At 61.1% G+C, this 12678-nt stretch carries 10 protein-coding genes; 7 read left to right on the top strand and 3 right to left on the bottom strand.

The annotated features are described in order from the left end of the window. Positions 1-848, bottom strand: an 848-nt coding sequence (locus GSQ77_RS27890) for a citrate/2-methylcitrate synthase (protein WP_301951187.1), incomplete at its 3' end; no start/stop codon positions are given. Between the two features lie 330 nt (positions 849-1178). Between GSQ77_RS27890 and GSQ77_RS27885 the strand changes: the two genes are divergently transcribed. After that, positions 1179-2711: an MFS transporter gene (locus tag GSQ77_RS27885; protein ID WP_158907545.1), complete on the top strand. Its 1533-nt coding sequence runs from the start codon at positions 1179-1181 to the stop codon at positions 2709-2711. Between the two features lie 136 nt (positions 2712-2847). Here the strand turns inward: GSQ77_RS27885 and fumC are convergent, their stop codons facing one another. Together fumC and GSQ77_RS27875 are read right to left on the bottom strand one after the other, a co-directional pair. Next, entirely contained in the window at positions 2848-4254 is a 1407-nt protein-coding gene (gene fumC / locus GSQ77_RS27880) for a class II fumarate hydratase (protein WP_158907217.1), read from the bottom strand. A gap of 143 nt (positions 4255-4397) precedes the next feature. Continuing rightward, entirely contained in the window at positions 4398-5183 is a 786-nt protein-coding gene (locus GSQ77_RS27875) for a GntR family transcriptional regulator (RefSeq protein WP_158907215.1), read from the bottom strand. A gap of 59 nt (positions 5184-5242) precedes the next feature. On the opposite strand from GSQ77_RS27875, the gene GSQ77_RS27870 reads away from it, so the two are divergent. From GSQ77_RS27870 to GSQ77_RS27845, 6 genes are all read left to right on the top strand, one after another. Next, positions 5243-5974: an enoyl-CoA hydratase/isomerase family protein gene (locus GSQ77_RS27870; protein WP_158907213.1), complete on the top strand. Its 732-nt coding sequence runs from the start codon at positions 5243-5245 to the stop codon at positions 5972-5974. A gap of 176 nt (positions 5975-6150) precedes the next feature. After that, a complete protein-coding gene (locus tag GSQ77_RS27865) occupies positions 6151-7536 on the top strand; it encodes an MFS transporter (protein WP_158907211.1) in 1386 nt (461 codons plus the stop codon). Between the two features lie 19 nt (positions 7537-7555). Next, positions 7556-9067, top strand: coding sequence for an aldehyde dehydrogenase (locus GSQ77_RS27860; protein ID WP_158907209.1), 1512 nt, complete (start codon positions 7556-7558; stop codon positions 9065-9067). A gap of 193 nt (positions 9068-9260) precedes the next feature. Continuing rightward, positions 9261-10553 carry an MFS transporter gene (locus GSQ77_RS27855; protein WP_158907207.1) on the top strand — a complete coding sequence of 431 codons (1293 nt, stop codon included), beginning with the start codon at positions 9261-9263 and terminating at the stop codon, positions 10551-10553. 237 nt (positions 10554-10790) lie between these two features. Continuing rightward, a complete protein-coding gene (locus tag GSQ77_RS27850; RefSeq protein ID WP_158907205.1) occupies positions 10791-11522 on the top strand; it encodes an FCD domain-containing protein in 732 nt (243 codons plus the stop codon). A gap of 152 nt (positions 11523-11674) precedes the next feature. Continuing rightward, positions 11675-12658, top strand: a complete 984-nt coding sequence (locus tag GSQ77_RS27845) for an ABC transporter substrate-binding protein (protein ID WP_158907203.1) — start codon at positions 11675-11677, stop codon at positions 12656-12658. The last annotated feature ends 20 nt before the right edge of the window (positions 12659-12678 follow it).

Here is a 12678-nt window from a genome sequence, read left to right as displayed (position 1 = left end):
ATTTCTTCAAGCATGTTCAGCGCCGCTTCGTTGGCGCCGCCGTGTGCCGGGCCCCACAAGCAAGCGATACCGGCCGCGATACACGCAAACGGGTTGGCGCCCGAGGAACCGGCCAGACGCACGGTCGAGGTCGAGGCATTTTGCTCGTGGTCGGCATGCAAGATCAGGATACGGTCCAGCGCACGCACCAGCACGTCGTTGGGCACGTACGTCGAATCGGGTTCGCCGAACATCATGCGCATGAAGTTGGCGCTATACGACAACTCGTTGCGCGGATAGATAAACGGCAAGCTATTGACGTAACGATAGGTCATCGCCACCAGCGTGGGCAGCTTTGCAATCATCCGGATGGCGGAGATTTCGCGGTGGCGCGGGTCGTTGATATTGAGCGAATCGTGATAGAACGCCGAGAGCGCGCCCACGCAAGCGGTCAGCACAGCCATCGGATGAGCGTCGCGCCGGAAACCCCGGAAAAAAGTCTGGAGTTGCTCATGAACCATCGTGTGATGCGTGACCAGCTCGATGAATTCGGCCTTCTGCGCCGCGTCCGGCAGCTCGCCATTGAGCAGCAGATAACAGGTTTCGAGGAAATCGGCGCTGCGCGCCAGTTCTTCGATCGGATAGCCGCGGTACAGCAGCTCACCCTTGTCGCCGTCGATGTAGGTGATGGCGGAATTGCACGCCGCCGTCGACATAAAGCCTGGATCGTAGGTAAAACGACCGGTTTGACCGTGCAACTTGCGCACGTCAATGACATCCGGACCCATCGAGCCCCGAATAATAGGTAGCTCGACACTCGGTGTCCCATCCGAGAACGCCAGAGTGGCAATTAGACGATCTTGCGGCATATATCCTCCTTCATCTGCGATCTGCATTGAAAGCAGTTCACAGCATGGGTCCACTATGGCGAACCAGCACTTTAACGCAAAACAAATAGTCTTGCTGCGTCGCACCATGGTAATCCGAATTCGTCCTACGTGCGCTCTTAAGCCACATGCTGGACCGCCATCTAGGTCGTCATGCCCCGCCCTAAACCGGTTACAATAGTTGCCTTATCAAACAATATGCAGACGATAAGCCGGCGAGCGAGGTTTTTCCGGCTTGAAACATCCTCCATGTCAGAAGCCGTAGCGCCCGCCCCCCATCCCGCACTGCCATTTCGCGAAGCTTTATTGGCGATTCTTGGCATCGCTCTGGTCAATATGCTGGTCGCCCTCGACCAGACCGTCGTCAGTACGGCGCTGCCGTCGATCGTCTCTGAATTGAAAGGGTTCGAATACTACGCCTGGGTCGCCACGTCCTATTTGCTGGCGTCCGTCGTGACCGTGCCGATCTTCGGCCGACTCGGCGACTATTTCGGACGCAAACCGTTTATCGTCGCGGCAGTGGTGATCTTCGTGCTGGCCTCGGTGCTATGCGGAATGGCCAACAACATGCGCTTCCTGGTCGGCGCACGTGCGCTGCAGGGCTTTGGCGGCGGCATGATGGTCGGCACCGCGTTCGCGTCCATCCCGGATTTATTCCCCGACCCGCGCGCTCGAGTGCGCTGGCAAGTGGTGATGGCAGCAGCCTACGGCATAGGTACGGCGGCAGGTCCCTCTTTGGGCGGGTTCCTGAGCCAACACTACGGCTGGCGCTCGACCTTCTTTATCAACCTGCCGGTAGGCGTGGCGAGTTTGTATTTCATTACCCGTTATCTGCCCGCTTTTAAAGCGACAAGCAGCGGCCGTATCAGCCTGGACATCGGCGGCGCGGCCAGTATCGCGGTGGGTCTAGGCAGCTTGCAAATGCTGGTCGAGGGGCTGCCGGAGACGGGATTGTCGGGCGCAAACCTGCGTCTACTGGTATTGATACTGCTCAGTGTGGGCGCGTTGCTGTGGTGCGAACGGCGCGCCTCGCATCCTATCCTGCCGCTCGACCTATTTCACCACCCCGATATCGTGCGGCTATTCGCGCTGTCCGTGTTGTCGGGCTTCGTCATGTTTTCGTTGATCTTTTTCGCGCCGTTGCTGTTGCAAGGTGGTTTCGATGTGTCGCCGCAACTGGCCGGCTTGTTAGCCACGCCGCTGGCCGCTTTCATTGCGGTGGGCAGCATCATCAATACGCAAATCGTCACGCGCCTCAAACAGCCCACGCTGATTCTGACCATCGGCTTCACGCTGATGCTGTGCGCTTGCCTGGGTACCGCAGCCACCTTCCGCTATACGGGCCATTGGCTGATCGAGATATCGATGATCGCGGGCGGTACCGGTCTCGGCTTTGTGCTCAACAACATGAACATATTCGTGCAGGATCTGGCCGGCCCGAAACGGTTCGGCATCACGACGGCGCTGATGCAATCGACCCGGATGGTCGGCGGGATGTTGGGCACGAGCCTGATCGGCACCCTGGTTACCCACAACTATGCGGCCGGCGTCTCGGCCACGCTCAAGCAACTGGCAGGTCCGGTGCTCGCCGAGCGCTGGGGCACCCGCTTCGACGATCCGCAGATTCTGGTGGACGCAGCCGCGCAAACCCGGCTGCTCTCGGATCTGGCGTCGACCGGTTTGTCCGGGACCGATCTGCTCGAAGCCTGCCGCGCCATCCTGGTCGGCTCGATACACATCGGTTTGTTGATCACGGCGGTGGCCGGATTGGCCGCCGTGTTTATCGTGCGCAAGCTGCGCCATATCGTGTTGCACAGGAAACCCGAAATGGCGCTGGGCGACTAGGGTAGGCGCCGATGTACGGGCCAGCAGCTTAGCGGCTAGAACCTCAGCGATGAGAACCCGCGAGGGAAACGACAGGCGCTTACTTAAAACGACAGGCGCCTACTTATACAGGCGCCTGCTCAAACATGACACCGACTCAAACGCTCGGTTTGGTCATGGAAATCGGCGAGAGCCATTCATCGTAGCGCTCAGGCGGCACATAGCCCAATTCAAGCGCCGCCTCGCGCAACGTGGTGCCTTCGTGATGCGCTTTCTTGGCGATCTTGGCGGCCTTGTCATAGCCGATATGACGGTTCAACGCCGTTACCAGCATCAGGTTTTTCGCCAGATTCTCGTCTATCTTCGGCAGGTTGGGCTCGATGCCCACAGCGCAATGATCGTTGAACGCCCCGCATGCATCGGCAATCAATTCGATGCTTTCCAGCACGTTATGGACCATCACCGGCTTATAGACATTGAGCTGGAAATTGCCCTGCGTGCCGGCGAACGCGACCGCCGCGTCGTTGCCGAACACCTGCACGCACACCATGGTGAGCGCTTCGCATTGCGTCGGGTTGACCTTGCCCGGCATGATCGACGAGCCCGGCTCGTTCTCAGGAATGGTCAATTCGCCGATCCCGCAGCGCGGGCCGCTCGCGAGCCAGCGCACGTCATTGGCCAGCTTCATCAGGCCGCCGGCGAGCGTGCGCAGGCTGGCCGACACGTTCACCAGCGCGTCGTGTGCGGCCAGCGCGAAGAATTTATTGGGTGCGGCGCGAAACGGATGACCGGTCAATTCGGCAATCTGATGCGCGGCGCGATCGCCGAATTCCGGGTGCGAATTCAAGCCGGTGCCAACTGCCGTGCCGCCGATCGCTAGATCGTAAATGCCCGGCAGCGCCTGGTTCACCGTGGCCAAACCGAATTCGAGTTGCGCGACCCAAGCGCCGATTTCTTGCCCTAGCGTGATTGGCGTAGCGTCCTGCAAGTGCGTGCGGCCCGTCTTGACGATGCCTTGATAAGCCTGCGCCTTGGCAGCCAGCGTGTCGCGCAGGCGAGTCACCGCGGGAAACAGGCGTTGATGCAGTTGCTCGGCCACGGCGATATGCATCGCGGTCGGAAACGTGTCGTTGGACGACTGGCCGCGATTGACGTGATCGTTGGGATGAACCGGCTGCTTGCTACCCATCGTGCCGCCGGCCAGGTCGATTGCCCGGTTGGAGATCACTTCGTTGGCGTTCATGTTCGACTGGGTGCCAGAACCGGTCTGGAACACCACCAGCGGAAACTCGTCGTTGAGCTTGCCGTCGCTGACTTCACGCGCAGCGCGCTCGATCAGTTGTGCCACTTCGGCCGGCAATTCGCCAAGCTCCGCATTGGCACGCGCCGCCGCCAGTTTAAGGATACCGAGCGCCCGAATGACCGGCGGTTGCCAGCGAAAGCGCGCTATGCCGATAGGAAAATTCTCGATCGAGCGCTGCGTTTGTGCGCCCCAATAGTGATCCGCCGGGACATCGATACTGCCCATCGAATCCGATTCGCGACGCGTGCCAGCTGCGTTCATGTAAAAGCTCCCCAGACGAAATTACGGTAAACCCAAAGTATAGGGGAACGGCGTGCCCGCCGCCTCGCAGACGTCGTCATGGCAAGTGAGTGGCAGGGCGATGGCAGGCTGGCGGCCGCGTCATGGCAGGGTAAATGGCATGCTCAAACCGACAAGGTGTTCAGCACATCCTTCGCGGCCTGGCAGGCTGCGGCGAGTTGCTCGCGCATCAAATCGGCCGCCCGCGGATCGCCCACCAACATGGCCGCCTTGATCTTGAGCGTCTGGTCCAGCGATGCCCGCATGCGCCCACCGCGTGCCATCGCGATCCGGCGCAAGCGCCGCACCGGGCCCAGCAAACCCGCGTGCGTATGCTGCAGCGTGACATTGTCGGCCAGCGTCATCACGATCATATAAAAGCGGTCGAGTTGTTCGACATAGGCGACCGGGTCGTCCGCCTCCACGCATTGCTCCATGGCCAGCACCACTTCATCGAGTTGCGCACGCCCCAGCGCCGTCAGTTTGCCCGCGGCCAGGGTCACCGCCAGGCTTTCCAGCGCGGCGCGCACCGTATAGATCTCGTCGACATCGCGTGCGCTGACCGCGCGCACGAAAGCGCCAACGCGCGTCACCACGGTCACCAGCCCCTCGCGTTCCAACAAAGAAAACGCCTCGCGCATGGGTGTGCGGCTGACGTTGAGCTGCTTGGCGAGCAGCACCTCCGAGAGACGGCTACCGGGCGGCAGCAGCCCTTCGACGATCGCTTCGCGCAAGGTCGGCACCACGACGCCGTCGCTCAACGAGTCCGCCGCTGCCACGTCGAACCGCATTTGCGCGTGATAACGCGCCGCGATCGATTGCAGACGCGGCAGATAAGGCGCGCCATCGAGCGGCTCGCGCGCCGGCGCGGCCACCGGCGGCTCGATTTGTAACTCCGTATTGTCTTTCATTGACATCCTCGTATTCTGTGAATACCCTGTATACAGCGATTCTCTCATAGGCCTATTTCATGCACAACACGTCCCAGCCGTCCCCCGTTCTGATCGAACGCGAGGGCGAAATACTGAGCTTCACGCTCAACAATCTCGCCCACGGCAACGAAATCAACGGTGCGATGTTCGACGCCATGCTGGCCGTACTGCGGCAGGAAGCATTGACGCCGACCGCCCGCGTGCTGCGCATCCGCGCGCTAGGCGAGGTGTTCTGCACCGGGCGCGAACGCGCCGGCCGCGATGCCGCCTCGGTTCACGCAGAAGTCAGTCGCCTGATCGAATTCAAGCGCATGCTGCGTGCCTCGCCGCTGATTACCATCGCCGAAGTCCAAGGCAACGCGCACGGTTTCGGCTTCGGGTTGGCGATTCTATGCGATTTCGCGCTGGTCTCCAGCAGCGCCGAACTGGCGTTTCCGGAAATGCGCAAGGGCTTGCCACCCGCGGCCATCATGGCGTATCTCGGCGATTATGCCTTGCCGAAAGCCGCTTTTCCCCTAGTGTTGTTCGGTGACGCGATCGCGCCTGAACAGGCCCTGCAATTCGGCCTGATCTCGGAAGTCTGCGCGCCGCACGCGCTGGGCGCGCGCGCCGATGCGCTGAGCGCGCGCGTGTTGCAGCTCGACGTGGACGGTGCACGCAACTGCAAGCGGTTCTTCCAACTCGCGCAAGAAAACTCGCTGGAACAGAATTTCCGCTTGGCAACCGAAATGCTCACCGTCAACACCTTGCGGCTGATGCAAAGCCGCTAGAGTGAGATAGCCAGCCAGAACAAACGGATCGACTCAAACAGAATAAAAAGCCGCATACGGCAATACGGGCCCAGCCATCGAACGCGCAGTGCGCACAGCGCGCACTGATGTGCGGTGCGGTTGGGTGCACTGAGTTTGGTGCACCTTAAGTGGCGGCCCGAATCAAGGAGACCAATATGAAGGTAAATGCAGGCGCACGACTTGACCGTCTTCCCATTTCCGCCTTTCACCGGCGGATCATGTGGCTAATCGGCATTGGCATGTTCTTCGACGGCTTCGATATCTATGTCGCCTCGACCGTGCTCGGCGCGACGCTCAAAAGCGGCTTCTCGACACTGGGTCAAAACGCGCTGTTCGTTTCCCTGACCTTCGTCGGCATGATGCTGGGCTCGCTGATTACCGGATTTCTCGGCGACCGGTTCGGCCGCCGCTTTACCTACCAGTCCAACCTGGTCATCTTCGGCCTGGCGTCGCTCGGTGCGGCGATCGCGCCGAGCATGACGATCCTGATCATCTGCCGCTTCTTCATGGGCCTGGGCTTGGGCGCGGAAAACGTGGTCGGCTATTCGACCATGACCGAGTTCGTTCCGCCGCAAGCCCGCGGCCGCCAGCAGGGCCTGATGGCCGTGTTCGTCGTAACCGGCCTGCCGGTGGCGGGCTTGCTCGGTCTCGTGTTGATCCCAAGCTTCGGCTGGCGCTCGATGTTCGTGCTCGGTGGCCTGGGCGCATTGGCCGTATGGTATGCGCGCAAGTCGCTGCCCGAGTCGCCGCGCTGGCTCGAAGCGGTCGGGCGCGACCAGGAAGCCGAAGCGATCATGCAGAAAATCGAAACCGAGGTGGCGCTCACGCATACACTGACCGAGCCCGTGATTCTCAACAAGGTGCCGCAGTCGCGTGCGCTCGCTTCGCTGTTCACGCGCACCATGTTTCCGCGCATGGTGGTCGGGTGCGTGACCTTGATCGTGATCAACACGCTGTTATACGGATTCGTCACCTGGCTGCCGACCTTCTTCGTTCATCAGGGCTTCAGCATCGCGAAGTCGTTTACGTTCGCGCTGGTCATGTCGCTGGGCGCCCCGGTCGGGTCCGCGATCGGCGCGTTCACGGCCGACTCCTGGGGACGCAAGCCGACCATCATCGGCGCATCGATGCTCGCCATCGTGTTCGGCGCGATCTATCCCTTCGTGTCGAGTGAAACCCTGCTGCCTATCGTCGGCCTGTTGCTGGTTATTCCGATCTATGTGCTGGTGGCGCTGCTGTTCGGCATCTATGTACCGGAGCTGTTCCCGACCGAAACGCGGCTGCGCGCTTCGGGCATATGCAACACGCTGGGCCGTGGCGCCACGATCGTCACGCCGTTCATCGTCGTGGCGCTGTTTGCCCAATACGGCGTGATCGGCGTACTGGCCATGATGATCGGGCTGCTGATCGTCCAGATCGTGGTCGTGGCATGGCTGGGTGTGGAGCCGACCGGCCGCGGTCTCGAAGAAATTCAAGCCGGTGAGCAACCGGTCCAGGGCGCGCACGCCGCGGGCGACGCGCCGCTTTCGTCACTTAAATAAACCCGGAGTTAAGGTAAAGATGGACGCAATCAATTCAGGCTTTCTTTCAGCCCAGCTTTTTATCGACGGCCAGTTCGTCGACGCGCAAAGCGGCAAGACCATGGACATCGTCAACCCGGCCAACGGCGCCGTGATCGGCAAGCTGGCGGCGGCTGACGCGGCGGATGTGGACCGCGCGGTGCGCAGCGGCTACGAGGCATTCCAGCAAGGCGTGTGGCGCGACCAATCGATCCACCAGCGCGCGCGCGTGTTGAATCGTTTCGCCGATTTGTTCGAAGCGGACATCGAGAATTTCTTCAAGCTCGAGACGCTCAACAACGGCCGGCCGGTCACCGAAACGCGCGCACAAATTGCACGCTTGCCGCAGTTCTACCGGTACTTCGCAGCGCTGGCGCTCACGCGCCGCAGCGACGTGATTCCGATCGAAGGCCCCTACCTCTGCTACACGCAGCGCGTGCCGCTGGGCGTGGTCGCACTCATGACCTCGTTCAACCATCCGCTGATGATTTTGTCCAAGAGCTTGGCGCCGGCGCTTGCTACGGGCAACAGCGTGGTCATCAAGGCTTCGGAACAGACACCGTTGACCACCGTGCGATTGGTTAAATTGCTGAAAGAAGCCGGTGTCCCGGACGGCGTGGTCAGTGTGGTGAACGGCGAAGGCCGTGAAGCGGGCGCAGCGCTCGCGCAGCATCCGCTGATCAAGAAGGTGGTGTTCACGGGCGGCACCGATGTGGGCCGCACGATAGGCGAAGCCGCCGCGCGCAATTTCGCCTTGACCACGCTGGAGCTGGGCGGCAAAGGCGCCGTGATCATCTTCGACGACATGGATCTGGAGCGCGCCGTCAACGGCGCAGCGTTCGCGGCCTACATCGGCGCCGGGCAAACCTGCGTGTGCGGTGCCCGCATTCTGGTGCAGCGCAGTATGTATCCGGCCTTCCTGGAGAAATTCCGCGCCAAGAGCGCGGCGATCCGGGTGGGCGACCCAACCGATCCGCGCACCCAGCTCGGGCCAGTGATTTCGGCTCGCTCGCGCCAGCGCATATTAGCGATGCTGGAGCGCGGCCTCGCCGATGGCGCCAAGTTGCTGACCGGCGGGAAGGCCCCGGCCGGCCTCGACGCAGGCTTTTATCTCGAACCGACCGCGTTTTATGACGTCGATCCCAAGTCGGAGATGGGTCAGGATGAAGTATTCGGACCGGTCACGGTGATCATGCCGTTCGACGACGAGGCCGATGCCTTGCGCATTGCCAACGACACGCAGTTCGGCCTGGCCGCCTCGGTGTGGACGCTGGACGTGGCGCGCGCGCACCGTGTTGCCGGGAAACTGATATTCGGCATGGTGTGGGTCAACGACCACCATCGGCTCGATCCGGCATCGCCGTGGGGCGGCTTCAAGAATAGCGGGGTGGGCCGTGAAACCGGGATGGAATCGTTCGACCAATTCAGCGAGCCGCGCGCGGTCACGATTAATACCAGCGGCACCACGGTCGATTGGTACAAGGACGATGGTCAGCAAAAACGGCTGAACTGAGTCGAACTCAAGCCAGCTGGAATGAGAAAACGTGCGGCCCACCCCGACTTTCGGGGTGGGCCGCGACGCATCGAGGACAAAACAACGGTAAAACAGGCGTAAACGCGCATCAATTTTTTTGGATATTTGTGCAACGCTCGGGCCAGGTGTAATTTACCGGGCTTAGCCTACAGCCCGACACGGAGAATTCCCCATGACCTCTGCTGCACTGTCCGATGATGCCGCGATCCCCGCCTCCAGCACGCGTGCGATTGTGGCCGCCTGTGCCGGCAATATGCTCGAGTGGTACGACTTCATCGTCTATTCGACGTTCGCCGTGCAAATCTCGCTGTCGTTCTTCCCCGGCAAGGATCAATTCATATCGCTGCTCGCCACGCTCGTGACCTTCGGCGTCGGCTTTCTTGCCCGGCCAGTCGGAGCGGCGCTGATCGGCGCCTATGCCGACAAGGCCGGTCGGCGCGCAGCGCTCACACTGACCATCTTGATGATGGCGCTGGGCACTTTGCTGATCGCGATTTGCCCGCCGTTTGCCACGATCGGCATTGCTGCGCCTATCGTGCTGGTGGTAGCCCGGTTGATCCAGGGCGTGTCGGCCGGCGGCGAAATCGGCGGTGCGCTGGCGATGCTGGTCGAATATTCTCCCCCGGCGCGGCGCGGTTATTTCGCAGCCTTTCAGCAACTCGCGCAGGGCGGCTCGTTCCTGCTGTGCGGCTTGCTGGCCACCGTCATTACCTCGGTATTTACGGCTGACCAGGTGAACAACTGGGCATGGCGCCTCGCGTTTGTGTTCGGCATCATCATTGCGCCCATCGGCTTCTACATCCGCAAGAGCGTGGCCGATCCGGTGCTGTTCTCGGTGCACGCCAAACAAGCCGCACACGGCGCACCGTTCAAAACGATCGTGACGCAATACTGGCGCAGCGTTCTGATCGGAATCGGCGTGGTCATCGCCTGGACCGTCAGCACCTATGTGACGCTCTATATGCCGACCTTCGCGTTCAAGACCTTGGGCATTCCGCAGTCCAGTGCCTATCTGGGGCTGTTCGTGGTCGGCGTCATTGTGATGCTGTGCCCGTTGGCCGGTAAGCTGGCCGATCGCTACAGCCGCAAGTCGGTCATGATGGTGGCCGCCATCTGCATGGTGATCTATCCCTACCCCGCGTTCCTGTATCTGACGCAACATCCGACCGGCGGCACGCTGATCGCCCTGCAGTGCGGCTTGGCCTTGCTGATGGCGTTCTACACGGGGCCGGCGTCGGCGCTGATCGCCGAATTGTTTCCGACCCAGGTCCGCTCGACCGGCATCGCCATTACGTACGGCTTGGCCGTGGCGATCTTCGGCGGCTTCACGCCGGCCATTGTTTCTATCTTGATCAATTCCACCGGCAACAAGCTGTCCGTCGCACTATGGCTGATGGCCGCGGCCGTGATTAGTTGCTGCGCGCTGTTACTGGTGAAGGATCGCAGCCGGCAGGTATTGGTCTGAGTTTGACGCCGGCCATCGCCTGTGCGCGATGGCCGGTGGTGCCCCCCCTTTTCGCCCCCTTCGGCGCCCGGCTTCTCCTACTATTCCCCTTCCTTTGCGGCGCCCCCTTTCGGCACCTGGTTCCTTCTGTTTCTTCCTTTGCGGCATCCACTTCAACTTACCGCGCGGTAATATTTGAAGGCCGATTGCATGCGAAAAACTGTTGACAGTTTCCATAATTCAGTTAAATATGGGCCCATGGAAGCCGAACACACATCCCGAGTCACCGTTGCCGAACTGCGTGCCCACACGCTGACCGGCGTGGTGCAACGCGAAATCGAGGGCATGATCCTCGCGGGCGAACTCGCGCCGGGCGAACGATTGAACGAAAAACTCGTCGCCGACAAATTGATGGTGAGTCGCGGTCCGGTGCGCGAAGCGTGCCGCGCGTTGGCGGAAATGGGCCTGGTCTATCTGGTACCCAACCGTGGTGTGTTCATCAGCCAGTTGTCCAGGGATGACGCCGTCGAGGTCTACGATTTGCGCGCTGGGCTAACCGCCCTCGCATCGTCGTTACTGTGCCCGGTGGTCGGCGCGACTACCCTTGCGCAACTCGAAGCACTCATCGCGGAGATGGAGCTGGCCGCTGAAAGCGGCGACTTCGCGAAGTTCTATCCGTTGAACGTCGAATTTCATGATTTGATTGTCCGCTCGACCGAAAACGGCCGGTTGATCAAATCGTATCGTGCTCTGGTGAGAGAGTTTCATCTGTTTCGCACCCATGGGCTCGTGCAACGCGGCGCGTTGCTGGAGTCCAATCGTGAGCACCGCCAGATTCTTGCGGCGCTCACGGCCAAGGACGCACAGGCCTGCTACGCCGCCAGTTTCGACCACGTGAGCTACGGGAAAGACCGGATGCTGCTCGCGCTCGACAGCCTGCGCACCGGTGGGGCGGAAACGCCTCGTGACGCTTTAGGGAGCCAGATATAACGCCCCACACCGACTGTACAGATAAGCAGGCCCAACGCTAGCCCGGAACCTGCACCTTGCATTGAATGCTATGCACGCACACTCGAAGCTTGCTACCCGTTATTTTATTTCGTCATCCGAAATAATGACTTCGTATTAAGGAACGCCTAACTATGCTCGAGCTCTCTCTTGCATGCCAGAACACCGATCGCACGCGAGCCCTCTTCGACGGCCGGGTGACGGTAGACGGTTGCCGCCTGAACCTCATAACGGGTCCGGCCGAAGAACTGTTCCAGCGCGCATTTCGCCACGAAGAATTCGATATCTCGGAGCTGTCGCTTAGCACGCACTTGCTCACCACTGCGCGCGGTCAGAGCCGCTATATCGGTGTGCCGGCGTTCGTGTCGCGCTCGTTCCGGCATTCGGCCATTTATATCCGTACCGATCGCGGTATCGATACGCCGGCCGATCTGCGCGGGCGCCGCATCGGCGTTCCAGACTTCCAGCAGACGGCAGGGGTATGGGTACGCGGGATGCTGGCCGAAGAATATGGCGTGAACACGGCCGATGCGGTGTGGGTGACCGGCGGCCTCGAACAACGCGGTCGGCAGGTACGCATGCCGCTCGAATTACCGCCGCAGATCCGCGTAGAAGCGGCGCCCGCGGACCAGACGCTGGCCGCGATGCTGGCCGATGGCGAACTCGATGCGATCGTGTCGCCGCGCGCGCCCTCCTGTTTTGGCCGGCAAGCGACCGTAGCGCGTTTGTTCCCTGATTACCGCGCCGCCGAAGAAGCCTATTACGCGAAGTGCGGCGTATTTCCGCCCATGCACTTGATCGGCATACGCCGCTCGCTCGCGCATGCGCATCCGTGGCTGCCGGTGAACGTCTATGCGGCGTTCGTCAAAGCCAAGGCACTGGCCATGGCCGACCTCGCCATCGTCGATACCTTGCGCGTCACGCATCCCTGGATCACCTCGGAAATCGAGCGCGTGCGGGCGTTGATGGGCGACGACTACTGGCGCTATGGTGTTGCCGAGAACCGCACAGAACTCGAAGCGCTGCTACGCTATGCACAGGCGGACGGATTGATCCGTGAGCCTGTCGCGCTCGAGGCGTTGTTTGCAAAAACCACCTTCGACGGCTTCAACTTTTGATGCACACAAAAATAAGGAGA

The organism is Burkholderia sp. L27(2015) (genome assembly GCF_009765705.1).
GTDB lineage: Bacteria > Pseudomonadota > Gammaproteobacteria > Burkholderiales > Burkholderiaceae > LMUX01.
This window is presented reverse-complemented; position numbering and strand designations above follow the sequence as displayed.